Source organism: Bacillus sp. JUb11 (genome assembly GCF_024807925.1).
Taxonomy (GTDB): domain Bacteria; phylum Bacillota; class Bacilli; order Bacillales; family Bacillaceae; genus Bacillus; species Bacillus altitudinis.
The window spans coordinates 114,916-137,316 of record NZ_JANUEZ010000003.1; the positions used below are offsets into that span (position 1 = coordinate 114,916).

A 22,401-nucleotide genomic window follows, 5' to 3' on the forward strand; every position below is an offset into this window, starting at 1 on the left:
CACTTTTTTAAATATCCAAAAATAGCATCACGCTAAAAAGGACATTGATCAAGAAGACGAACATAAAAATGTACCTGACTTGCCTCACCTGAAAATCACCAAACATAAAAATATAAAGCCCTGCGATACCAAGCGTCAGTACAGGCTGAAGAAACGGCACGAAAAGCGAAATGCCGTAGCCGGCTCCTATGATGACAGGAAGCCATAGTAAATAGAGGTAACCGCCATTTTTAGATTTCAAGAAACCACTCCCTCTCTTTCTTCTATCTGCTTGATTTCAGGCTGAACAAATTTGAGTCCGGCCATTGTACGTCTGCGTTTTTGTGATGTCCAAACCGCAATCGCCGGCTGATCCGTTAGAGACTCTGTGTCAATGGTGATCAGCACTTTCCCATTTAATTCAATTGAATCTTCAAACTCAATTTTGCACCCAGATAAACTGATATCATGTATGATCACCGGCACCTTCTCTTCTAGTCGGTCCTCATAGGCGATCGTACCTGTCACACCTTGCAATGGCCTTCTCATCCATTTGCGACGTAGAGCCTTTGGTACCTTCTCCGTTTCTCTTAAAAAGCGGAGAAACGTCCGAACGGCATACGATTTTTTCTCACGATCCGTCATCGCTACATGCTCTCGTGTGAATAAGAAACGGATCAGTGATAAATACTCTGATTTTTTTGTGTCAGTAAAAGCAACACCAACCATCAGCTGGTCTCCCTCTGGATAGCTCCAAACCACGTCACACGACACGCTTTCATTCTCTGAAAAAAACAATTGCGTTTGTCCTTGATAAAGAGAAGACTCTTGGTCCAATGGAATGGACAGACGTGCACCTGAATCACTCATATCTAGTAGAAAACAAGCAATCGACTGATCTTGATGATCAGAACGAAGATGCCCCTCTTTTTCAATGACAAACCGCTCTGATTTCCGATAACGCGGTCGATCAAACGCCACAAGCAGTGCCATGAATAAGCCTGCACCGTTATAAAGCACCCAAAAAATATTAATCAACATGAGATCAGCGTTCATCGTCCCATTTACCTTCACATCGTAACCTATTTTCACAAGGGCAAGCAATGAGAGCAGCAAGAAGATCAGATGGGGAATCATCGTTTTCAAATGAAAATGCCTTTTGTCCGTTTGAATTCCCTTCGGTGTCACCAGAAATTCAACCCGTTTCTTCAAGAACAGTTCACTGAGTGCCACACCAGCTAAGTGGAATGCCATTGAACTTTCATAAATATGACTCCAAAACATACTTCTTTTTTGATTCGACACAAGTTTAAACGCTAAATACGAGCTAAAGAACGCCGGCAGCCAAAACATGAAAACGGACTGGAAATCTGCCCAGAAACTTTGAATACCAAACAATAAAAACAAAATCGGTGTGAGAATATAAATCATTTTAAACAAACCGTTAAACCAATATACAATGCCATCTAAATAAAGAACACGCTGCATAAGCGTTAAGCCGCGCACCTTCAAAGGATTAAACTTACGGGCACACTGAATGTTCCCTCTCGACCAGCGATCTCTTTGCTTTAACAGATCAAGCCAGCTTTCAGGTGCCAGACCGACGGCTAATACTTCTCCGACAGACACAGATTTGAATTTCCCCTGAAGAAGCATTCCTGTTGCCATGTCTTCTGTAATCACTCCAGTAGCAAATCCGCCAATTTCATCTAATGCCGTTCTTCTAAATACCGTATTACTCCCAACATACATGACGGCATTAAACCGATCCTTACCAGCTTGGAGAGTTTGCATGAAGAAGTCCTGCTCATTTGGAATTCGATCTTTCGAGAACATATTATATTGGAAAGGATCTTCGTTATAAAACGCCTGTGGAACTTGAACAAACGCAGTTGCTCCATCATGAAAATAGGGCACTGTTTTTTCTAAAAAGGAAGGAAGAGGGACCATATCTGCATCAAGTGTCAGAATCAGCTCTCCATCCGTTTGAGACATCGCATGATTTAAATTACCTGCCTTAGCAAATCTGTTATCTGTTCTTGTCAGGTAATGAACACCAAACGCAGAAGCAAGCTGCGCTACAGCTTCCCTATTGCCATCATCACATAAATAAATTTGAACGCTTTCCTTCGGATAAGAGAGATTCAAACAACCTGCAACAGTGCGTTTCAGCACCTCAATTGGTTCATTATATGTAGCTATGAAAATATCAACTGTTGGCAGCCTTTCAAGATCACTGATCATGACTTGTTTCCGATTTGAAGGCTTCCAAACCAGCGTATAAAACACAAGCAACTGGATAAACCCAATGCATTCACAGACAACAAGCAAAATGCCCATGACAACATTAAAAGTACCTTCATGCGGCAATGTAAAGAAGAGACGCCAGCAAATATAGGCAGCATTTGTTAACACACATAGCACAATGATGACTTTTTTCACAGTAGAGGCCATTGGCTGGATACGATATATCATATACAACAGAGACAAAATACAAAGCATAAACAGCGGGTAATACGTGGTGATGAATGACAATACATTTTCCTTCTTTCTTATGTCATAAAGGACTATCACATATAAAATGTCATAACAAAGGAGGGGATTCTTCCATTAGATTGCCCCTCCATTTCTATATAAATCATTTCCACAATCGATCTAACTGATTTGAATAAAAATCAATGGCCCTTCGATAACTCAAAATAGCAGGATCATTTGTCGTCTCAGTTAAACAGTTCAGTAATATTTCCATTGCTTTGCTATGTTCATTTAAATTATACAAAGTCATGGCATAAAACGTTTGAATGGCTTTATTATGCGGATAAGCTTCCATCGCATGGAGGAATATTTGTTTTGACTTTTCATATTCCCCTAAGGTTCTGTATGTACTTCCTAATCCTAAGAAAGCATCTTCTCTTTCTTCTGAAGACAAACCTAGTTCAAGGGCCCTCTCATAAAAAAAGACAGCTTGTTTTTCCTTCCCTAACACATCATAACTCCAAGCACATTGATAGTGAATGGAGGCATGATCTGGATACTCTTCTACAAGACGGATGAGCATGTCATTGGATTCTTGAAGATGTCCACTTTCTCGAAGTTCAATAGCTTTCAGAAGTTTCGTTTCCATTACATCACCCCTATTTTTAAGATGGGACGATATGTTTACGAGAACACTTTCTCATTCCGCTCAATCATCCGTGTCATGTTTTTCTCAAACTCCAGTTGTTCCTCGGTGGTCAACCCTGAAGCAGTCAGTTGCTCGCTCAGCTTTTGAAGTTCTTCTAGTAAAAGACGCATGAGAAGTGCACAATCAATGGATTCTCCAGTTAATTCTGATAAAGACGCCATCGTATCTGGCTGTATATCAGGGAATACCGCTTTCACCTCATGCCTTCTATCCTTTAAGGCCGCCTCATAAAAACGGCGTATCAAATCAGCTCGTTTTCGACCGCTTCCATCTGCACACAAATAGATTTGCACAGCGACCCCTCCGCGTAATCTACGCTGAGAAATGCCGGCAAATTTCTTTCCATTGATGCTCAAATCGTAGCTACCGGGACAGTAAGAGCCGACAATTTCATAGGCTTCAATGTCCACCTCATACATCGACAGCATCCGGCGGATCAATTCCACCATCGCATCATATCCTCGGTCAATATCAATGCCCTTCTTTTGTTCCGCAAAGATTAAAGACACATTTAGTACGCCTTCATCCAGCACAACAGCAAGACCACCTGAATTCCGCACAATGACGCGATATCCCTCTTCCTCAAGAAGCTTTACACCCTCTTGGAGAAATGGAAGTCTTGTATCCTGAATCCCAAGAACGATCGTATTGTGGTGCACCCAAGAACGCGCTGTCGCTGGTGAGAGTCCTTTCCCGACCGACGCACAAAGCGTATCATCCATCGCAAAAGATTGCTTCGGGTCCACATAAAGACCAAGGCTCGATTGATCTATGATTCGCCATGTCGGCTGCGTCAATAACTCAATAGGTTCATTTTTCATGTCCTGCATATCCTCTCGTTCATAAACTGTGTTTATTATAACATGGAGGGAGAATGAGCGAGAAAAAAGCTCTATGACAAGGAACGTCACAGAGCTTTTCAACTGGATGCTTTGGTTTTCTTGTTCTTCCTTTTCGAGATGAAATAAACAGCTGCAATCAAAACGACAGGAACCCCAACCACGAGGCCCGCAGCGATCAATGTGTTCCACGGCAAATCGATCATCTCCTTAATAGACTAAACTTCTATGAAACAGCCGTGACTTACCCAGCTTAACAAATCTTCAGCCACTAATTCCGCATGCTGAGGGTCCATCACACCAGCATCGACGATCCACACTTTTTTCTCCTCTTCTGCCTGCCGCATGAGAAGTACTCGCCCACCGCCATCGTCACCAATGGCTACATAGCCGCTGGCATAATGATGGACTTCCCATGTTTTATTGCGTTCCACTATGTCCTCAGTTCCGTATAGTAGAACATTGCCTTCGACGGAACATCCATTTGTCTGTTGTAGTAATGCTTTATATGTATGGGGCAGAACCATGTTTAGCTCGGATTCTGCCTCTTTGATATGTATATCACTTGCTGGTTTGTTTATGACCAGGTTGGGAATCTGAGAAAAACGAATCATTTTGAAAGCCTCCTAAAAGGATGTACAAGCGTTTATTCAGCTGATTTTGGCATAATTCTTTTATACACCCGCAGGAGCACTTTTAATAGAAAATAGAAAATGATGACATCGAGTATAAAACCAAAAAATAGAAATTCAACACCATAATTTGAATGCAGGACTAGCCAATCAATGGGAAATCCTCGATAATCCGAACCGGCATGTGGGACATAAACCCCTCTCATAAAAGCTGTCCCAATGACGAGAAGAACACTGATGCTTAATAGCCAATTGACTGTTTTTTTGTTGATGTGTTTTTTCTGATTCATACGAATTCCTTTCTGTGTTTTTGTATCGCTTTCTAATACAAAGACTTCTACATATCACTATATAATCAATACAACAATTCTTTTAGTAGACTTTCCGCTTTATGTAATTCATCTAAGAATGGATTTAGATAGTCATTATGACTATCCAAGTAAGCCCTAACTCCGCCAATGATAAAGACTTTTTGGAGATTATCATTGGCTTGCATGATTCTTTGGGCATTCTTGTATCTTCTATATATTAATTCAAGTACACCTTGATTGATCTCTTGAGAATATTCTTTTTCTAGGATGTTGATGACCGTTTGAATTTGTTTCGTTAGTTCTTGTTTTTTGTTCATTTAATGCTCCTTAAAACTTCGGCTCATACTAATAAATATCTAACCGTTGACAATTAAAACTTATAAAATCGCCTTCATTTATATCTCCCGGTATATTGCAATCCAATTCTAATAAAAGTCCGCCTACCTTCACTTTTTCATCACGCTTATCAATTAATTGTCCTAAAAAACTATAACTGAAATTATCATCTAATTTTTCAATTCTATACTCTGACAATTCAGCTTTCACTAAGTCTGACACATCTAAACAATAAATGGGTTCTAATAGTTCATTTTCTTCAAGGTAATTTAATGGTTGAGCAAAACACATTATTTCCAGTTCGCCATCTGTTACAATCACTTCAGCTTCTGAGGCTTCTTGTGAAATCCAGTTTATTTTTTTTATTTTCAATACGATCACCCTTTTTTTACTTCTTTGTTTTTATCCCTAAACTTGGTGCTTTTTTAGAAAGTTCTTTAACCGATTTTATATGAAATGTGGTGATATTTCCTGTTTTTCTATCGAGCCCAACAAATCCGTATTTTGCACTTCCCTTTCCACCAACAATTCTTACATATCCATTCAGTTCTGGTACATATTGTCCCTTTTGAATAAGGTGATTTGCATCTTCAAGATAATTTTTGATATTGTATTTGTTTTTGCCGATTGCACCCATTATCTCTTTACTATGCTTTTCAAAATGAATAATAGCTTCATCACCTTTGAATTTAATCAGTTCACCCGTACCCTTTCTTGTCTTCTCAACTCTCTTCACCACATTCTTCCCTTGATCAATCTTAAAGACATATTTCCCGCCTTTAATGATTTTCATAAATGGGATAATAGAGGCTGCGGATAGGGCTTGGTCGGTGCTGCTAATATTTTTGCTGGTTTCTGGGTCTTTGCCAGTAACGGCTCGGTAGCCGTCGTAGATGCCGCTGTATTCTAAAATGATGTTTTCGGCGGTTGAAACGACCTCACCGTCTAGTATACGTTTGGCATTTCCGCGGCTCCGGCTTTCTGGGATTTTATCTACTTCTTCTATTCTAACTTCACCGTTTGCGATATACGTTCGAATGATTTGTTTATTGGCGTAAACGGTGTATCTCCCGCCTATAAAATTAATGTCCGACGGATCTGTGACAACTTCATCAGCGATGTCGAATTCTTTTAGCTTTTTGATGCCTTTTACGTTGAATAGTTTACCCTTTATGACCCTGATGTCTCTATGAATCTTGTTTTTCCCGTTCACGGCTTCCCTTTGCAATGGCGTAAGCGATGGATCGTTTACTGTGATTTGTTTACTGATGTTTTTATGGGTGTCATTCCGAACAACCGTCTCCACATTCGCCTGTTGTTTCTCTTTCAGTTTCTTCAGCATGATTATCATTGGATTGTCTTTTAGGTTGTCTATTTTGTCGCTCAATCCACTGATGGTGCTGTTCACTTTTTCTTCTTTTCCATCTTTGAAAATAGATCCTTTTTGATAGCTCGTGATGTCGATTTTTGGGCCGGTGAACATGGTGCTTAGCGTGTTGATGAATTGTTTCATTGTTTGAAGGGAGCTTTTTGTTTCATGTAAAGCACTCGTCTGCTCCCTGTCAAATGCATGAAGCAGACCAATGGTTCTTGACGTCTCAAGCCATGCCTTTTGATAGTTTTGCTGAAAAGCTGATTCATCTACACTTGGCAAGTGAACAATATGACCAACTCTGCCAATGGCGTGGTTCACCTCTGATACGATTTCAGAAATTGTTCGTTCAGCTTTTTTTAAGCCTTGATCAAGTTCGTGTTCAATAAATGCTTGTGATATAAAGCCGTGCTGATTTGATTCAAGGGCATGAAGCGCCTGCTTTGTGTTTTTCAATGCAGCGCTATAATCCTCAATGATGACCTGAAAAAATTGCAGGAAGGGAATATGGCATTCTGTATAAAAGGAGCGGATGGCTTGTCCCGCCTCTCCCTTTAGTGCGCCATCAAGTGAGATGATCTGTTGGATTTGTTTTTCTATGGAGCTAATCTGTTGTGATTGCTGTTTTAATGTATTCAGCGTTTGGTCAATTCCGTTTATTATCGCAAAAGCATCAAGGGTTTTCATTACGTTCTCCTTTATTTTCTTTTACTGCTGGAAGCAAGCGCCTTGTCCGTTTCGATCATGGTGTTCACCGCTCATATTAGATGTTTACTTAACGATACATTCAGGTGAAAATTTCACAAAAACAGAGTTTGTACCATCATCCATCATTCTTTTCAATTCCTTACCTAATGAATAATTAGAATTTGGTTCTGTTTGCAATACACAAACAATATTTCCACCCTCACCTTGAGTTAGACAGGTTAATTGTAAATATTCATTGTTATCATAAATAAAAGAAACGATGTAATCATAGAAATTACCTTCTAGGTTATCCTTATTTAATTCCTCCGTAAAAACTCTAACTACGGTTCCGGTCCAAATTTGAGTATCATCTTCAATTTCCAGAACAGATATCCAATCATTATTCATCATTCTATTACATCCCTACTTTGATCCTACTTTCACTTCACCATCATGAAATATTTCAATAACATAACCAGAAGATGGTGAAAAAATCCATGTATCAAAACTGACTGCAGTAACATCATCTATAGCTTCAAAAACTTTATCTAAAGTAGATTGAATAATTGGTAACGTCCCTTCATCCCAAATTACATAAACAACATCATTATACTCATCCATTTTTTGATTTAAAAAGGATTGTATCTCATCAAACGTATTCACTTCAGCATAAGAAGATAAATTCTTCCATTCAATTTGCCCCCAATCAGAAAATGGAAATGAACTTTCAAAATGGATTAATATTTTATCCCTACTATTATCATATAAAACGTGTACATTCTCACCAAGTGCCTCAATACATTCTTCAAATAAACTCATATAAAATCTCCTTATCTATTCAGATGTTTTAATAAAGATTTAAAAGTACCTTCGTTACCTTCAAATGGTATAGCGATTTTCTTTGCATTAGCTCCTTTACCATTACGAAAATCTTCAATATTTATATGTGGTCCCTTATTAGGATCATAATCTAATCTCCATCTTACTTTTCCGTCAACAGACTGCCTACCAACAACTTTACCATACCCAGCACTCGACTTAAGCGTACCTGTATATGGTTGTGCATTGGGTCGGGTTATTACAGGAAGAGATCCAATAACAGATGATAAAGTCGCAGGTATGGATCGTTTCTCCTTTATTTTCTTTTACTGCTGGAAGCAAGCGCCTTGTCCGTTTCGATCATGGTGTTCACCGCTTGTTCTGTTTGTACAAGTTGTTTCTGAAGAATGTCTATATAGGATGTACTTAATTCGTTCAGCTGCTGATTGATTTTTTCTAATGTGTCTGCCGTCAGGAGCTGATTTCTTCCTTTGATGGTTGTTGGAAGTGTTGCATTCATTTGAGCGCCTGATTGTTTTGCATGCTGTAATACTCGTTTGACCTGACTGGCATCTATTTTAATTTCTCTGCTCATGTGACTACCCTCTTTTTTCTTCCAATTGTTTCTGCTTTTCTTTCTCTATTTTTCTTTCAACCGAATGAATTTCATGTTCTAATGAATGGATCTCTGATTTTAAGTCGCTGATTTTCTCATCAATTCGATTCAATAGATTGGTCAGCTGTACACTTTTTATGTCTTCACTGGCGGATGCCATCTCGTCTCGAATGTCATCAAACGTATCTGCGAGATGGCCAAACCATGTATGTGATGTCAGATCTGGATGAGTCATTTTCTTGTTAGCATCTGCCAGAGCAGACTTTGCTTCTTTGATTTCTTTTCGACACATGTTCAGTTCTATGATTTGTTCTTTTTTTATGGATATGTCTGCCTTTAACGAATACAAGGCTGTTGTATAACCGATGATAGCTCCAGACATCGTCAAACACCTCTATTCCTCAAATAGTCCTCCGTTATGTTACCATTCACTAGCACAAGAGGCATATGATTGAAAACGAATTCACTAAAAAATGAATCGTATGTATTGGGTTTTTATACCTAATTCACATAAAAAAGCTGAATCCTTCGATAGGATCCAGCTTTTGATGGTTATTTTAAAGTTTCAGTGACTGATGCTGGGTCATGATCGTTACATGCAGCGTCTTTCTTCTCAGGGATATAATGGAGTGAAAACCCGACAAGGCTAAAAAAGGCACTTAACACCAGTGTTGGGTTTTTAAATAGGTTCGTACTAGCAATGATCATATCTCCCTTTTGCAAGAGTATTCCTAGTATTTGACCGAATACCAACAACGTTCCTGACGTTAGGAATAGGACAAGCAGCACTTTAAATAAGAATTCCATCAATACTCTCATCTGTTTCTCCTTTCTATACGGGAAGTATCTCCATTCCAATGAGCCAGCCAATGCCAACGATCGGAAGCATATAATAGAGGATCAGTGGGATAAAGGTTTTTTCTGGTCTGGCCCCTGCTAGACCAGAAGCGATAAATATGGACCCTGATGCAGGCGGGGAAGCGCCTTCTGTTGATGAAAAAGCAAGAATGGCAACTACAGCCACAACTGGGTCCACTCCAACTGAGATTAAAGCTGAAAATGAGACAAGCCCAACAGCTGTTAATGTCGCTGTTGAAGATAGAGGGCCTGCCACCAGTGTGACAAGAACACCCACAATGAGCACCATGAGCCATTTCGGAATGGTAAGTACTGATGTGATTTGCGTCAAATCTTCTGCGAGTCCTAATTCAGCAAGCACTTGACTAGCAGCCACTGCAAACAGCATCAAGGCGCCAATCGTTGTGAATTTAGGAATGGCTGATTTGAAAAATTGAGACCAATCTAAAGCAGACGCCTTGCTTCTTCCAATTGTTAAACTAATCAGCATCATGAGAATCGGAATCCATGTAATTAAAGATATTTGATCCATTGCCTCTGGTCCGATGTTTGGGTTACTTTTTAAATAGTTTGCCAGAGGACCAATCGTGACAATGATAGGAATCAAGGCACCGAAAAAAATAAAGATCGACTTCCACCCTTGTTTCACAGCTTCCCAGAAAGGAAGAATATCATCTGGCGGCATGGCCTGGATTTTATTCTTTTTCACCAGAAGATACACCAAAATAAATCGGTATACGACTTGATACAGTCCTCCTATTAGAAGGGCAATATATAAATCTCCCTCAGATACAAGGGCGGCAACTGGTGCAAACCCAAGCATGATAAACATGGAAGAGTTCGGAGGCAGTGCCGCTCCAAGTCCGCCATTCCCTGCTAGAATCGTGGCCGTATGGGTCCGGCTCCACCCGGATTTAATCATCCAAGAGGCCGTGATAGAGCCAGTCGCAGCTGTGTTTGCAGAATTTGAACCTGAAAGAGCGCCTAACACTGCTGAACCTAACGTACTCATATAAGCTGCTCCACCAGGAAGTTTGCCTACAACCGAATTTAGGATTCGTAAGAGTGCATGAATTAATTCCAACTTTTCGATTAAATAGGCCATGAATACAAATGCGACAGCTGCATAAAGCACCTCATATGTGGATGCAAATATTAAACCATCCCAGAAAAGTCTTAACGCATCCAATCCGCCAAATAATGTGGTCGCAATAAAGCCTAATAGCATGGCTTCTCCCATATTCCGCTTCACGACGACATTCCATATAATGATGACAGCTATGAACACAATCAACGCAATAAAACCCATATCGTTTCTTCGCCTCCCCTTTATTAAATAAAACGCTTACAATTTATTCCCCTTGCTGCATCACGTCAATGACTTCTTCCCAACTAGCAGGTTTTACCCCGTCAAATCGTTCAGCAAAGTGAAAGTCTGCTAATCTCTCAAGCTTCTGTTGTGCTGCCCGAGACATACTGGCATCAATCTCTGCTTCATCTAGCATATCAATAGAGCCAAGAAGCTCTACTGCCCGTCTTTTTGCATGCAATGCACTCCCTGTCACAAGACGATTCATGGTCTCTTCAAAACTTTTGCTGTCCATTGTATCGCTTAGTGAAGAAATCACTTGATGTTCCACATTATATTTTTTGGAAATTTCCAAAAATTCAATCAAGAGACCGACAATCCCCTTCATATAAATGCTTCTGATTAGCTTTAGTGCCGAAGCATCTCCTGGCTGGTCACTAATTTTTGTGATATTCATGCCATAAGCATTCATGACTTTCATGAATTGGTCAATTCCACTGCCGCTTGCCGTGATCGGAACCTTGTGTTTGTTGACTGGAAGAGACCCCAGCATGGCGGCATCTACAAATAGCGCTTCTTGCTTTTCAATTTCGTTTGCTACTTGTTTTTTGATGTCTGGTGTTGATGCAGATACATCTACATATAATTGATTCTTTTTCAAACTTCCCGATACAGATTGTGCCACTTCCAAGGTTTTATTCGCTGGTACAGCTGCAATCACAAGATCAGATTTCTCAATGAGTTCGCTAATACTGCTCGTTAATTGAACGCCTGTCTGCGATGCTTTTTCTTTCAACGAGCCAGCTAATTTCTCACTTTGTAATAGGACATCATATGCATAAAATTGATTTAATCCTTCTGTTTTCAATCCCGTTGACAGCTGATATGCTGCTTCACCATATCCGATAAAGCCTATTTTCATCACCGATTCCCCTATTCCTGAAATTTTTTCATTCTGCCTTCCAGCCATGCCGGTGCTAAGAGACTGATGTCTTGCTTTCCTTCGTCCACATACTGTTGAATCGTTTTTAATCTCTGATGTTCATACGCTTGTTTCTCTTCCGCTAGTGTCAGCAGGTGTTCCGCCTTTTCCTTTGGAACGATGACGACTCCATCATCGTCAGCAATGACTAAATCGCCTGGGGCTACTTTGACACCGCCGCACGAGATGGTTTGATTCAATTCCCCAGGACCATCTTTATAAGGTCCGTTTGGCATAAATCCCTTACTGTAGATTGGCAAAGCCAGCTCCTCTAAAGCGAGTTTGTCGCGAACAAGCCCGTCAATCACGATTCCTTCTATTCCTACAGCCTTTGCTGAATGTGCCATCAATTCCCCTAAATAGGCATGACCCTTATGGTCTTTCCCATCAACAATCAGTACATCTCCTTCTTTAGCAGAGTAAATCGCTTGATGAAGAAATAAATTATCCCCTGGCCGTAAGCTAACAGTAAAAGCTGTGCCGACTACATTCATGCCTTTCGCAACTGGTTTGATTTGATGATCCATCGCGCCGGTGCATCCCATTACGTCTGACAGCAAGGTCGAGTTAAGCTTTTTTGCCCTAGCGATAAGATCATTTGACACGACATGAACAGTACTCATTGTTTCCATCATCCCCTTTGAGTTATATTTATTACATTTATTTTTATTAAAGTAATATTTATTACTTTTGTGATATGATCATACCACCTCATTTTCAATTAGTAAAGCGCTTTCAAAAAATAAAAAATGAGTTCCACACGACTAATGTGTTGTGTGATAACTCATTTTCGTTAACATATGATTGATTTGATCTAAACGTGGTTTTGTTCTTTCAGGATCATTCATCGCTAAGGCACTTAAAATGTAATCGACGATAAAGATAGCAGATACGACAGAGTTATGGGAGCCTACACTTGCTGAGGAACATGGTAATACATATTGTGCATATTTGGTTAATGGAGAGCTGTAACTGTCTGTAATTAAAAGGACTTCCACCCCATAAGACTTCGCTGCTTCCATCAAATCTTTCATACGCTTTGCATAGCGCGGATAGCTGACAGCTATAATGAAATCACTCGAGTTGAAATGAACCAAATCATCCACCCAGTCACTTTGATCTGCATCAATATACTGGCAATTCCCCAATAGCCGATTGATTCCTAACGACATGTATTCGCCAACAGGTCTTCCACTTCGAACACTTGTACACAAAACGTGGCGTGCGCTGGCTATTTTCCCAACAATCTGCTGAAAGGTTTCTTCCGTGATATTGTCTAGTGCGTACTGGATATTTTGAAATTGAAGTTCTACATGGTCATGCAAGAGCTTATTCTTATTTGAATGCTTGAGATTCGCTTCAAGTCTCGTTTGAGGGTCGGCTTTATGCTTCATAGCTGATTGAAGCTCTTTTTGGAACTCAGAAAAACCGGAATACCCCACAGCAGCAGAGAATCGCATGATCGTTGCTGTACTCGTCCCGACTTTTGACGCCAATTTATCGACAGTTAAAAAAGCGACTTCCATTGGATTTTGTACGATATAATCTGCAATTCTCCTCTGCGCATCGGTTAAAAATGCGACCTTATGCTGAAGTTTATATATTAAATCCTCCATTATAGCACCTGCCTATCCTATCGGCTTATCTACGATTTGTGTTTTCTTTTCACCCTTTATTGTACACATTTGGACAAAATAAAAAAACAGCCAGCACGAATCTATCGTACTGACTGCTCTAGTCGAGATGCTATTTTATAGTGCTTGAGCTGCTGTAATAAGCGCAAGATTGTAAACGTCTTCAGCATTACAGCCTCTTGAAAGATCGTTTACTGGCTGATTTAGACCTTGTAGGATTGGACCTACAGCTTCAAAGTTACCTAAGCGCTGGGCAATTTTGTAGCCAATGTTTCCAGCTTCAAGGCTAGGGAAAACAAATACGCTAGCATCGCCTTTGATGACGGAATCTGGTGCTTTTTTCGCTGCCACTGAAGGAACGAAAGCTGCATCGAATTGGAACTCTCCATCAAGAACAAGCTCAGGTGCTTTTTCTTTTGCAATGCGAACCGCTTCAGATACTTTGTCTGTTTCGTCTGATTTTGCTGAACCTTTTGTAGAGAAGCTAAGCATTGCTACACGTGGTTCGATGTCAAACATTTTTGCTGTGTTTGCACTTTCGATCGCAATTTCAGCAAGATCTTGGCTGTCTGGTGCAATGTTGATCGCACAATCAGCAAACACATATTGCTCTTCGCCGCGAGCCATAATGAAGACGCCAGAAGTTTTCTTTACGCCTTCTTTTGTTTTAATGATTTGAAGTGCTGGGCGCACTGTGTCAGCAGTTGAGTGTGCTGCTCCGCTTACAAGGCCGTCTGCAAGACCTTTATACACAAGCATTGTACCGAAGTAGTTTTCATCCAGTAATGCTTTTCTCGCTTGCTCTTCTGTCGCTTTGCCTTTACGTCTTTCGACGAAAGCTTGTACAAGATCTTCAAAACCTTCATATGTATGAGGATCATACACGTCAACACCATCAAGTGTAAGACCTAATTCTTTTGCTTTTGCTTCTACTTCTTCTTTCTTACCTACAACAATTGGCTGCAATACTTTGCCATCTGCTAGTTTTTGAACGGCTGTTAGAATGCGTTCGTCCATTCCCTCAGGAAAAACGATCTTAACTCCTTTACCTGCAACCTTTTCCTGAACTGTTGAAAAAATATCTGCCACTTCAATACCCTCCTTGATTTTACAAAAAAAGCGTTCTCTTTTAAGCATACTCTTCTTCTACATAAATTCAAACTACCAACTTACATTATAGCGCTTACAATTTAAATTCTTATTTTTCAAACTAATTAAATCAATTTCTAGAAAAGCGTTTTCGTCGTTCAAGTTTTGATCACATCTTCATTTGGACAAACTATGTTATAGTTGGAACAGATGGAAAACTGTAAATAGGAGTGAAAGAAATGAGCGAACAACATACTACAAATGAAGCAGCTCAAACACTAGATGGCTGGTATGCACTGCATGATTTTAGAACGATCGACTGGACAGCTTGGAAGCTGCTGACAAGCGATGAGCGTCAAGCCATCATTCATGAGTTCACAGGTCTATTAGAAAAATGGAAAACAGCTGAGCACAATCAGGCTGGAAGCCAAACAATCTATAGTATTGTCGGCCAAAAAGCAGATATTATGCTCATGATTTTACGTCCGACCATGGAAGAACTGGGTGAAATTGAACTTGAATTCAACAAGACACGACTAGCAGAGTTTACGATTCCAGCTTATTCTTACGTGTCAGTTGTTGAACTCAGCAACTACTTAGCAGGAGGCGGAGATGGCGGAGACCCTTACGAGAACCCGCATGTACGTGCGCGCCTCTATCCTGAGCTTCCTTCTTCTCAATATGTCTGTTTCTATCCAATGGATAAAAGACGTTCTGGCAATGACAACTGGTACATGCTTTCAATGGATGAGCGCAAATCCCTTATGAGAAGCCATGGCTTAATTGGCAGAAGCTATGCTGGGAAAGTAAAACAGATCATTACAGGTTCTGTTGGCTTTGATGATTATGAGTGGGGCGTCACCCTTTTCTCTGATGATGTGCTTCAATTTAAAAAATTGGTTTACGAAATGCGATTTGATGAAGTAAGTGCACGTTACGGCGAATTTGGTTCCTTCTTTGTTGGAAACCGATTAGCAAACGAGCAACTAGCGTCTTATTTCCATGTATGATAAACTCTTAAGGCTTCGGATCTCTCCGAAGCCTTTTTATGTATTTGTTTAGAAAGGTGATCTCATCATGAAAAACTTCCCCATCTTGTTTTTCATTTTCAGGATAAGTAAGAAACAAAACTAAACTCATGACCCACAACAATGCAGTGAGGATGAGCATCATTTTATTCCTTTAGCCTCCTTTCAATAAATTGAAGTGTGTCAGCTGCTATTCTATTTCTAGATAGAACAATTCCAGCATGCCCACAACTGTATACGTACCTTTTAGGTTGATTCCAGCTATTCCACAGTGTATCAGCATCGTTTATGTCAATATACATGTCATATTTTCCTGATATTAAGAGTACATTTTCTTTGTCTACGAGAAGTTTTGCTTTACTAGGATTCATAATATCCCAAGCTTTGTCGAGTTCTTCATACGTTGTTCCATGTTCCTCCAGATCTCTTCGTATATACTTCCCAGGAAGAGTGTTCCAGATGGAATGCGCAATATTATTCGCATAAAAAGCTGATACAACAATATTCACGTCTTTCTCGACTGTTGCTAATAAGTTTGTTAGCCATCCTCCTAAACTAATACCAACTACGATTATTTCCCCACCTTCATTTTCCTTGATCCATTTAATCAGCCCTCTAAGTTCAACAATAGCTTGCTGGGAGGATTGCACTGTTCGACTGATATTGGCGCTAATCATGTGTTCACCAGAATATGTTGAATTTTGTGGTTCCCTATCGAAATGATAAGGCAGCGTGTAGTAATACATATTCCAATCATAATTTTTAACAATTTTATCGTGAAAAATCTTCTTGATTCTGTCGTATGAATCCATTCTCCATCCATGTACAAAGATTACATTGGGTTTGTGCTTTGACTCTTTTCGTAAAAACACTTCCCCAGAAACCTTGTCATTCTTATCTTCACCAGATTTGATGCTTGCATGAAAAGAAAATATTCCACTTTTTAAGTTTGCTGTATGGTTATTGATGTGAAATTGTAAATCAATTGGCTGAGCCCTAAAAAAACGATCCCTGTTACCTACGTCAATAGGCAAATGACTATAGTGACTTTCTTTGCTTCTTGTCCTGTGCATATCCATTAATGCTGCGTAATCTATTACTTTTAAAAGCTTCAAAAGAATTAACTCCTTTAATCACAAATGATTACTATACGAATATTTTAGTATAGAGGAAAAAGGACCTGAGGGCAGGTCCTTTTTCTATTTCACCACGGTCATTTCTGGCTCTTCTATTTGTTTCACACGTTCCTGAATAGGATGAGAAAAAGAGTGCTCTGACAAGACAATATGGGAGACCGTTTTTGTAAAACCAGACACATCTTGAATAAACGCTTCAATTTCTTCAAGAGAAGAAACAGACAGCTTAATGAAAAAACAGGACTGTCCTGCCACTCGATAAGCAAAGAACGCACGTGGATGCTGGTTCATAAATGTCACAAAACGCTGATACTCCCCATTTAATACGGTGACTTCCAGTAAACAGTCAATCATCAGACCCAGCTTTTTATAATTGACCTGAACAGAATACCCTTCAATAATCCCTGCATCCTCTAGTTTTCGCACTCTTTCTGCTACCGCAGGCGCCGATAAATTCACTCGTTTGGACAATTCCCTCATTGATAAGCGGGCATCTTCTCTCAATTCGTTTAAAATATGCACATCCACATCCGTGATTTTCATTCGTTACGCTCCTATCCCAAAATCGTTCCATTTGAAAAGTATTTTATGATGATACTTATGATACGAAATGTAAAATAAAACTAAATAATGGTAGAATTTATTTTAACGGAATTGAATGAAAAAGCAAGTATGGAGGGATCACTTGATGAAAGAATCTTTAGACAGCCAGGCTTCTAAAACATTTCCCATCACACTTGCCATTGCACTCACACTTGGCGTTTTTGCGGCGGGATCGGAGGAACTGGTGATTTCACCACTGCTGCCTGATTTATCAAACTCCTTTCAGCACTCTCTTGATGTTCTCGCTCTTTCCATCAGCATTTATGGGTTAGCTGTGTTGGTTGGAGCTCCGCTGCTCGTTCCTTTAGGGGACCGATATTCAAGAGAGCTGTGTTTGATGATTGGGCTGTCTTTCTTTTTGATTGGAACAGTGATGTGTGCTGCTGCCCCAAATTTGGCCGTGTTTTTTGCAGGCCGTGCTATTTCAGGGCTGGCAACTGGTGTATTTGTGCCAACAGCCTATGCTCTTGTGGGCGACCGGGTTCCATACGAATATCGCGGCAAAGTGATGGGACTTATTGTTTCGAGCTGGTCTCTTTCTCTTGTCCTTGGTGTGCCCATTGGCGCCTTTATCGGCCAGAGTTTAAACTGGCGCTGGACGTTTTGGATCTTCGCTATGATGAGTCTCATTGTCCTGCTGCTTGTCATCCTTGAATCAAGAAAACAAGTCAGAGCAGCTGATCCGAAGGCACCTCATGCTAGAGAGAAAACAGGCGCTTTATGGGGAGCTTTGAAAATCGATCGTGTGCCTGCCTATTTGACTGTGACGTTTTGCAATATGCTTGGATTTTACGGCATGTACTCGTTTTTAGGTGCTTATTTGCAAAGTCTGTTTGATGGCGGACAATCAACAGCTGGACTTCTTATTATGGCTTATGGCGTCGGCTTTTCTATGAGTATGTTTACTGGAAAATTAGCAGACTGGTTCGGTAAAACCCGTTCCCTTGTCTTTGTGCTGGGTGGAATTGCGCTTGTTCTAGCCTTGCTTCCTTATGCGCCATTCTCGTGGATGTTGCTGATTTTCGCCCTATTTATTTGGGGTGCTATGCAAAGCTTATCTGTCACGCTTCTAAGCACCGTTCTAAGCGACTGCTCTCAAACCCATCGCGGGAAAGTGATGGCTTTTTACAGCCTGGCCTCCAACCTTGCTGTTATGCTCGGTTCCGCACTGATGGGACCCGTTTATGTCCATTTCGGATATCATACGGTAGGTCTTGTCTGTGCATTGATCACACTTGTTGGTTTCATCATCAGCTTCGGCAGCTATAAACGAGAACGTGCCTTACAGAAAAAACAGCCAACTACTCTTGAAACGTAAGCACATTTCACTGCACATCTCGATATGTGCAGTTTTTTAGATCAATTTTTAATATCGTCATATATTACATTTTTTATAAATTTTGTTGACAATTGCCAATTTTAAATTTTATAATCTAGTAAAAATTTGAAAAAGATTGGATGGTAAACATGATCCTAAAGAATGATGATGTGTTTCATTTCAAAGAAGAGCCAAGCCCTTCACCTAAGATGTTTACAGTCAACACACTAGGCCCTAAGGGGACAAGCAGTGAATACGCAGCAAAACATTTCATCTCTCAATCCACCACTACACTCGGCACTCATACGAAACTATCCCTTTATGACACATTCGAAACTTGCATTGAACATACTCTCTCTCAACCACTTCAATTTACTCTCGTTCCACACGCATATGAAGGCATCAAACACTTCTACATGAGACCAGATCTACAGCTTTTACAAATTTTCAGATGTGACACGCCCATGTATGGTTTGGCTGTCAGACCTGATTTCCCATTCAATGAACAAATGCTCCACCAATTAAAAATTGTCTCACATCCTGCACCTGTCAATTTAATTCAATATTTCATTCACCAAAATGCTGAATTTGAACTTGTTAATTCTACAAGTACTGCCGCGCAGAAAGTAAGAGACGGCGAATTTGATTTTGCTTTAACGAATGAGGTGGCAAGAGCCACATATGGCCTCATCTTCATTCGAACGTTTAAAAGTATACCCATGAGTTGGTCCATATTCGGAAAAGGAGAGATGTAAGATGCAAACTGAACAAAAGACGCAAGAACGATATTTTCCTCAAGCGAAAAAATTAGAATGGGATAATGGCGTTATCCAATATTCCACTGTAAGAGGCGGTACGGAAGTGTTAATTTCATACGTCCCTCCCCGCACGATCATTGAACCTCACGAACACCCCGAAGCACAAATCGGTATTGTGTTAAAGGGCGAGCTTCAAATGACTGTCGGCCAATCGACTCAACTGCTCACCCCATTAGAATCAGCCTATATCGCACCACCGTTTGTCCCTCACGGCGCTTCAAATCTGACAGATGAAGAAGTGATCGCCATTGATATTAAGAGATTAAAGGATGACGAAGATTATACAGCTCCCCCCACTTATTTCTTAGACATTTTCAAAACACGGGATTTACTCCCTGGCATGGAAGTGACTTTTTTTGTGGAGGATTGGATGGAGCTGATGATTGCCAATATTCCTGGAAACGGCGGAGAAATGCCTTTTCATAAACATAGAAATGAACAAATCGGCATTTGCATCAGCGGAGGGTATGATATGACGATCGAAGGCTTTACAGAAAAGATGGAATTTGGCACCACCTATTTCTGTGATCCAAGGGAAGATCATGGGGCCATCAATCCAAAGCCAGAAGCATCAAAGTCTATTAATCTCTTCTTCCCTCCTCGCTATAATCGCTTAAAACCAGAGGCATCTAAGGTGAAGAAATGAAGCTGGATGGAAAAGTTGTCCTCATTACAGGGGGTGCGTCGGGGATTGGGCTTGCTGCTGTCAAGCTCTTCCTCGAGCATGGAGCAAAAGTAGCTGTCGCTGACATCAATGAAAGCAGCGGCAACCAACTAATTGAATCATTGCCGCATGAGCACCTTGCATTTTTTAAAACAGATATTACGAAGGAGTCTGACTGTCACCAAACCGTTCAGAGCGTGCTGAGCCGATTCGGTGCCATTGATGTCCTCATTAACAATGCAGGCATCGAAATTGTCTCACCTATTCATGAGATGGCACTGGAGGATTGGCATCGTATTCTTCAGGTCAACCTGACCGGCGTCTTTCTCATGAGTAAGCATACTTTGCCGCATATGCTTGAAAAGAAGAGTGGAAGTATTATCAATACCGGATCTGTCGGAGGTCTTGTGGGCTGGCCTGACATTCCGGCATACAATGCAACAAAAGGCGGTGTCATTCAGCTCACCAAATCAATGGCCATTGACTATGCCGCTCATCAAATCAGGGTGAATTGTATTGCCCCTGGCATCATTGATACACCATTAAACGAGAAGTCCTTTTTAGACAACCACACAGAAAGTCTCGAGATCGTCAAAAAGGAAAAGGCAAAGGTGAACCCTATGCTGCGGCTTGGAAAACCTGAAGAAATTGCTGGCGTGATGCTCTTTCTCGCCTCTGATCTATCCAGCTATATGACTGGAAGTGTCGTCACAGCAGACGGAGGTTACACCGCTAGATAAAAAGGAGTGCTTTCATTGAGTAAAAAAACTGTACTTGTCATTGCTGATCTAGGTGGGTGCCCGCCCCATATGTTTTATGAAAGCGTGGCGGCATCATACCATATCGTTTCTTATATCCCGAGACCCTTTGCGATTACAAAGGGACATGCCGAGCTAATCGAAAAATACTCCATTGCCGTCATCAAAGACCGTGATTATTTTGAGACACACCCTTCTTTTGAACACCCTGATTCTATTTACTGGGCACATGATGATTATCCAAAATCAGAAGAAGAAGTTGTGGAAGACTTCATTCGAGTGGCTTCCTTTTTCAAAGCAGATGCAATCACCACCAATAATGAATTATTCATTGCACCGATGGCAAAGGCCGCTGAACGTCTTGGGCTGCGAGGTGCTGGTGTCAAGGCAGCCGAAATGGCGCGTGATAAAAGCCAAATGAGGGCTGCATTCAACGCCTCTGGCGTCAAAGCGGTGAAAACTCAGCCTGTCACGACTTTATCTGATTTCCAAAAAGCCATTGAGTCTATCGGAACACCGCTCATTTTAAAGCCTACATATTTAGCCAGTTCTATTGGCGTCACCTTGTTTCATGACAAGGCTGGAAGTGATGATCTGTTTTTACAAGTACAATCGTATTTGGAAACCATACCAGTCCCAGACGCTGTCACGTATGAAGCACCGTTTGTCGCTGAAACGTATTTAGAGGGTGCTTACGAAGATTGGTATGAAGATGAAGGATATGCTGATTATGTCAGTGTAGAAGGGCTGGTCGTAGAGGGCGAATATCTCCCTTTTGTCATACATGATAAAACCCCTCAAATCGGTTTTACAGAAACGGCTCATATCACTCCGACGATCTTAGACAATGAAGCAAAACAAATCATCATTGAAGCAGCAAGAAAGGCAAATGAAGGACTCGGTCTTGAACATTGTGCAACCCATACAGAAATCAAACTCATGAAAAATCGAGAAACTGGATTGATCGAATCAGCGGCTCGATTCGCTGGCTGGAATATGATCCCGAATATTAAAAAGGTCTTTGGCGTCGATATGGCCAAGCTATTGATTGATGTATTAGTTGATGGTAAAAAGGCTGTACTGCCAAAACAGCTGCTTTCTGGACATACATTTTATGTAGCGGACTGCCACCTGTACCCTCAGCATTTTAAAGAGAGTGGGCTTATCCCACCTGAAGCCACACATATCACCATTGATCATGTGTCTATTCCAGAGGAGGCATTCGTTGGAGATACTGCGATTGTCAGTCAATCATTCCCTGCCAAAGGGGCTATTGTGGATCTTGCTTTATTTGAAGCTTTTAATGGAATCGTATCTCTTGAATTAAAAGGATCATCCTCACAAGACGTTGCCGCGTCCATCCGCAACATTCAGAAACAGGCAACGATTCAGTTAATGGATGAATTAGTGAAGGGATAGAAAGAGAGGC

27 protein-coding genes and 1 pseudogene are annotated in these 22,401 nt (G+C 40.7%); 6 read left to right on the forward strand and 22 right to left on the reverse strand.

Features of this window, described 5'->3' with window-relative positions:
- Positions 1-7 precede the first annotated feature (7 nt).
- The 20 genes and pseudogenes from M2369_RS06605 to pta form a co-directional block, all read right to left on the reverse strand.
- Positions 8-241, reverse strand: a complete 234-nt coding sequence (locus tag M2369_RS06605; protein WP_035702387.1) for a DUF5970 family protein — start codon at positions 239-241, stop codon at positions 8-10.
- On the reverse strand, positions 238-2,514 hold the full coding sequence (locus M2369_RS06610; protein WP_259253699.1) for a glycosyltransferase: 2,277 nt from the start codon (positions 2,512-2,514) through the stop codon (positions 238-240). Before M2369_RS06610 ends, M2369_RS06605 begins: the two co-directional genes overlap by 4 nt.
- 103 nt (positions 2,515-2,617) lie before the next feature.
- The gene (locus M2369_RS06615) at positions 2,618-3,103 is read right to left on the reverse strand and encodes a tetratricopeptide repeat protein (protein WP_061420532.1); all 486 of its coding nucleotides are present in this window, start codon (positions 3,101-3,103) and stop codon (positions 2,618-2,620) included.
- Between the two features lie 35 nt (positions 3,104-3,138).
- Complete coding sequence (gene lipL, locus M2369_RS06620; RefSeq protein WP_259253701.1) at positions 3,139-3,984, reverse strand: octanoyl-[GcvH]:protein N-octanoyltransferase; 846 nt, start codon at positions 3,982-3,984, stop codon at positions 3,139-3,141.
- Positions 3,985-4,220: 236 nt separating this feature from the next.
- Entirely contained in the window at positions 4,221-4,616 is a 396-nt protein-coding gene (locus M2369_RS06625) for an SMI1/KNR4 family protein (protein ID WP_008343566.1), read from the reverse strand.
- Positions 4,617-4,648: 32 nt separating this feature from the next.
- On the reverse strand, positions 4,649-4,924 hold the full coding sequence (locus M2369_RS06630; RefSeq protein ID WP_008343569.1) for a hypothetical protein: 276 nt from the start codon (positions 4,922-4,924) through the stop codon (positions 4,649-4,651).
- 65 nt (positions 4,925-4,989) lie between these two features.
- Positions 4,990-5,262 (reverse strand): hypothetical protein, encoded by a 273-nt coding sequence (locus tag M2369_RS06635; RefSeq protein ID WP_008343571.1) that lies wholly within the window; start codon positions 5,260-5,262, stop codon positions 4,990-4,992.
- 28 nt (positions 5,263-5,290) lie between these two features.
- Complete coding sequence (locus tag M2369_RS06640; protein ID WP_008343573.1) at positions 5,291-5,653, reverse strand: hypothetical protein; 363 nt, start codon at positions 5,651-5,653, stop codon at positions 5,291-5,293.
- Between the two features lie 16 nt (positions 5,654-5,669).
- Entirely contained in the window at positions 5,670-7,340 is a 1,671-nt protein-coding gene (locus M2369_RS06645; RefSeq protein WP_008343575.1) for a T7SS effector LXG polymorphic toxin, read from the reverse strand.
- 84 nt (positions 7,341-7,424) lie between these two features.
- Positions 7,425-7,751, reverse strand: a complete 327-nt coding sequence (locus M2369_RS06650; protein WP_019743227.1) for a hypothetical protein — start codon at positions 7,749-7,751, stop codon at positions 7,425-7,427.
- 12 nt (positions 7,752-7,763) lie between these two features.
- Entirely contained in the window at positions 7,764-8,159 is a 396-nt protein-coding gene (locus M2369_RS06655) for a CDI toxin immunity protein (protein WP_008343580.1), read from the reverse strand.
- An 11-nt stretch (positions 8,160-8,170) separates the two neighbouring features.
- Positions 8,171-8,407 (reverse strand): annotated as a pseudogene (locus M2369_RS06660) (T7SS effector LXG polymorphic toxin); the annotation flags it as partial.
- Between the two features lie 68 nt (positions 8,408-8,475).
- Entirely contained in the window at positions 8,476-8,754 is a 279-nt protein-coding gene (locus M2369_RS06665) for a YwqI/YxiC family protein (protein ID WP_008343583.1), read from the reverse strand.
- A 4-nt stretch (positions 8,755-8,758) separates the two neighbouring features.
- Positions 8,759-9,157 carry a YwqH-like family protein gene (locus M2369_RS06670; RefSeq protein ID WP_045033888.1) on the reverse strand — a complete coding sequence of 133 codons (399 nt, stop codon included), beginning with the start codon at positions 9,155-9,157 and terminating at the stop codon, positions 8,759-8,761.
- A 170-nt stretch (positions 9,158-9,327) separates the two neighbouring features.
- Positions 9,328-9,594, reverse strand: a complete 267-nt coding sequence (locus M2369_RS06675) for a hypothetical protein (protein WP_045033886.1) — start codon at positions 9,592-9,594, stop codon at positions 9,328-9,330.
- Positions 9,595-9,607: 13 nt separating this feature from the next.
- Positions 9,608-10,942: a TRAP transporter large permease subunit gene (locus M2369_RS06680; RefSeq protein WP_045033885.1), complete on the reverse strand. Its 1,335-nt coding sequence runs from the start codon at positions 10,940-10,942 to the stop codon at positions 9,608-9,610.
- Between the two features lie 43 nt (positions 10,943-10,985).
- Positions 10,986-11,864: a prephenate dehydrogenase/arogenate dehydrogenase family protein gene (locus M2369_RS06685; RefSeq protein ID WP_203143794.1), complete on the reverse strand. Its 879-nt coding sequence runs from the start codon at positions 11,862-11,864 to the stop codon at positions 10,986-10,988.
- Positions 11,865-11,875: 11 nt separating this feature from the next.
- Positions 11,876-12,547: an RraA family protein gene (locus M2369_RS06690; protein WP_061420554.1), complete on the reverse strand. Its 672-nt coding sequence runs from the start codon at positions 12,545-12,547 to the stop codon at positions 11,876-11,878.
- A gap of 141 nt (positions 12,548-12,688) precedes the next feature.
- Positions 12,689-13,540, reverse strand: coding sequence for a MurR/RpiR family transcriptional regulator (locus tag M2369_RS06695; protein ID WP_061420556.1), 852 nt, complete (start codon positions 13,538-13,540; stop codon positions 12,689-12,691).
- Positions 13,541-13,675: 135 nt separating this feature from the next.
- The gene (gene pta, locus M2369_RS06700; RefSeq protein ID WP_008343597.1) at positions 13,676-14,647 is read right to left on the reverse strand and encodes a phosphate acetyltransferase; all 972 of its coding nucleotides are present in this window, start codon (positions 14,645-14,647) and stop codon (positions 13,676-13,678) included.
- 239 nt (positions 14,648-14,886) lie between these two features.
- On the opposite strand from pta, the gene hemQ reads away from it, so the two are divergent.
- Positions 14,887-15,657, forward strand: a complete 771-nt coding sequence (hemQ, locus tag M2369_RS06705; protein ID WP_024719459.1) for a hydrogen peroxide-dependent heme synthase — start codon at positions 14,887-14,889, stop codon at positions 15,655-15,657.
- A 164-nt stretch (positions 15,658-15,821) separates the two neighbouring features.
- On the opposite strand, the gene M2369_RS06710 is transcribed toward hemQ, so the two are convergent.
- Positions 15,822-16,790, reverse strand: coding sequence for an alpha/beta hydrolase family protein (locus tag M2369_RS06710; protein WP_163115996.1), 969 nt, complete (start codon positions 16,788-16,790; stop codon positions 15,822-15,824).
- 84 nt (positions 16,791-16,874) lie between these two features.
- Positions 16,875-17,354, reverse strand: coding sequence for an Lrp/AsnC family transcriptional regulator (locus tag M2369_RS06715; protein ID WP_056408380.1), 480 nt, complete (start codon positions 17,352-17,354; stop codon positions 16,875-16,877).
- 145 nt (positions 17,355-17,499) lie between these two features.
- Here M2369_RS06715 and M2369_RS06720 point away from each other — a divergent pair, with 145 nt between their 5' ends.
- The 5 genes from M2369_RS06720 (at position 17,500) to bacD (ending at position 22,391) form a co-directional block, all read left to right on the forward strand.
- Positions 17,500-18,732: an MFS transporter gene (locus M2369_RS06720; protein ID WP_259253719.1), complete on the forward strand. Its 1,233-nt coding sequence runs from the start codon at positions 17,500-17,502 to the stop codon at positions 18,730-18,732.
- A gap of 149 nt (positions 18,733-18,881) precedes the next feature.
- Positions 18,882-19,487 (forward strand): bacilysin biosynthesis protein BacA, encoded by a 606-nt coding sequence (locus tag M2369_RS06725; protein WP_039165206.1) that lies wholly within the window; start codon positions 18,882-18,884, stop codon positions 19,485-19,487.
- Position 19,488: 1 nt separating this feature from the next.
- The gene (gene bacB, locus M2369_RS06730; protein WP_041507938.1) at positions 19,489-20,196 is read left to right on the forward strand and encodes a 3-((4R)-4-hydroxycyclohexa-1,5-dien-1-yl)-2-oxopropanoate isomerase; all 708 of its coding nucleotides are present in this window, start codon (positions 19,489-19,491) and stop codon (positions 20,194-20,196) included.
- On the forward strand, positions 20,193-20,954 hold the full coding sequence (locus M2369_RS06735) for an SDR family NAD(P)-dependent oxidoreductase (RefSeq protein WP_008343608.1): 762 nt from the start codon (positions 20,193-20,195) through the stop codon (positions 20,952-20,954). The genes bacB and M2369_RS06735 overlap by 4 nt, the downstream gene beginning before the upstream one ends.
- 15 nt (positions 20,955-20,969) lie before the next feature.
- Positions 20,970-22,391 (forward strand): alanine--anticapsin ligase, encoded by a 1,422-nt coding sequence (gene bacD, locus M2369_RS06740; protein WP_039165202.1) that lies wholly within the window; start codon positions 20,970-20,972, stop codon positions 22,389-22,391.
- Positions 22,392-22,401: the final 10 nt, after the last annotated feature.

What these genes read in the sequence shown, in the direction of transcription:
- M2369_RS06615 (WP_061420532.1), bottom strand. Translation starts at nt 3,103, where the DNA reads ATGGAAACGAAACTTCTGAAAGCTATTGAACTTCGAGAAAGTGGACAT.
- lipL (WP_259253701.1), bottom strand. Translation starts at nt 3,984, where the DNA reads ATGAAAAATGAACCTATTGAGTTATTGACGCAGCCGACATGGCGAATC.
- M2369_RS06625 (WP_008343566.1), bottom strand. Translation starts at nt 4,616, where the DNA reads ATGATTCGTTTTTCTCAGATTCCCAACCTGGTCATAAACAAACCAGCA.
- M2369_RS06630 (WP_008343569.1), bottom strand. Translation starts at nt 4,924, where the DNA reads ATGAATCAGAAAAAACACATCAACAAAAAAACAGTCAATTGGCTATTA.
- M2369_RS06635 (WP_008343571.1), bottom strand. Translation starts at nt 5,262, where the DNA reads ATGAACAAAAAACAAGAACTAACGAAACAAATTCAAACGGTCATCAAC.
- M2369_RS06645 (WP_008343575.1), bottom strand. Translation starts at nt 7,340, where the DNA reads ATGAAAACCCTTGATGCTTTTGCGATAATAAACGGAATTGACCAAACG.
- M2369_RS06650 (WP_019743227.1), bottom strand. Translation starts at nt 7,751, where the DNA reads ATGATGAATAATGATTGGATATCTGTTCTGGAAATTGAAGATGATACT.
- M2369_RS06655 (WP_008343580.1), bottom strand. Translation starts at nt 8,159, where the DNA reads ATGAGTTTATTTGAAGAATGTATTGAGGCACTTGGTGAGAATGTACAC.
- M2369_RS06665 (WP_008343583.1), bottom strand. Translation starts at nt 8,754, where the DNA reads ATGAGCAGAGAAATTAAAATAGATGCCAGTCAGGTCAAACGAGTATTA.
- M2369_RS06670 (WP_045033888.1), bottom strand. Translation starts at nt 9,157, where the DNA reads ATGTCTGGAGCTATCATCGGTTATACAACAGCCTTGTATTCGTTAAAG.
- M2369_RS06675 (WP_045033886.1), bottom strand. Translation starts at nt 9,594, where the DNA reads ATGAGAGTATTGATGGAATTCTTATTTAAAGTGCTGCTTGTCCTATTC.
- M2369_RS06680 (WP_045033885.1), bottom strand. Translation starts at nt 10,942, where the DNA reads ATGGGTTTTATTGCGTTGATTGTGTTCATAGCTGTCATCATTATATGG.
- M2369_RS06685 (WP_203143794.1), bottom strand. Translation starts at nt 11,864, where the DNA reads ATGAAAATAGGCTTTATCGGATATGGTGAAGCAGCATATCAGCTGTCA.
- M2369_RS06690 (WP_061420554.1), bottom strand. Translation starts at nt 12,547, where the DNA reads ATGAGTACTGTTCATGTCGTGTCAAATGATCTTATCGCTAGGGCAAAA.
- M2369_RS06695 (WP_061420556.1), bottom strand. Translation starts at nt 13,540, where the DNA reads ATGGAGGATTTAATATATAAACTTCAGCATAAGGTCGCATTTTTAACC.
- hemQ (WP_024719459.1), top strand. Translation starts at nt 14,887, where the DNA reads ATGAGCGAACAACATACTACAAATGAAGCAGCTCAAACACTAGATGGC.
- M2369_RS06715 (WP_056408380.1), bottom strand. Translation starts at nt 17,354, where the DNA reads ATGAAAATCACGGATGTGGATGTGCATATTTTAAACGAATTGAGAGAA.
- M2369_RS06720 (WP_259253719.1), top strand. Translation starts at nt 17,500, where the DNA reads ATGAAAGAATCTTTAGACAGCCAGGCTTCTAAAACATTTCCCATCACA.
- M2369_RS06725 (WP_039165206.1), top strand. Translation starts at nt 18,882, where the DNA reads ATGATCCTAAAGAATGATGATGTGTTTCATTTCAAAGAAGAGCCAAGC.
- bacB (WP_041507938.1), top strand. Translation starts at nt 19,489, where the DNA reads ATGCAAACTGAACAAAAGACGCAAGAACGATATTTTCCTCAAGCGAAA.
- M2369_RS06735 (WP_008343608.1), top strand. Translation starts at nt 20,193, where the DNA reads ATGAAGCTGGATGGAAAAGTTGTCCTCATTACAGGGGGTGCGTCGGGG.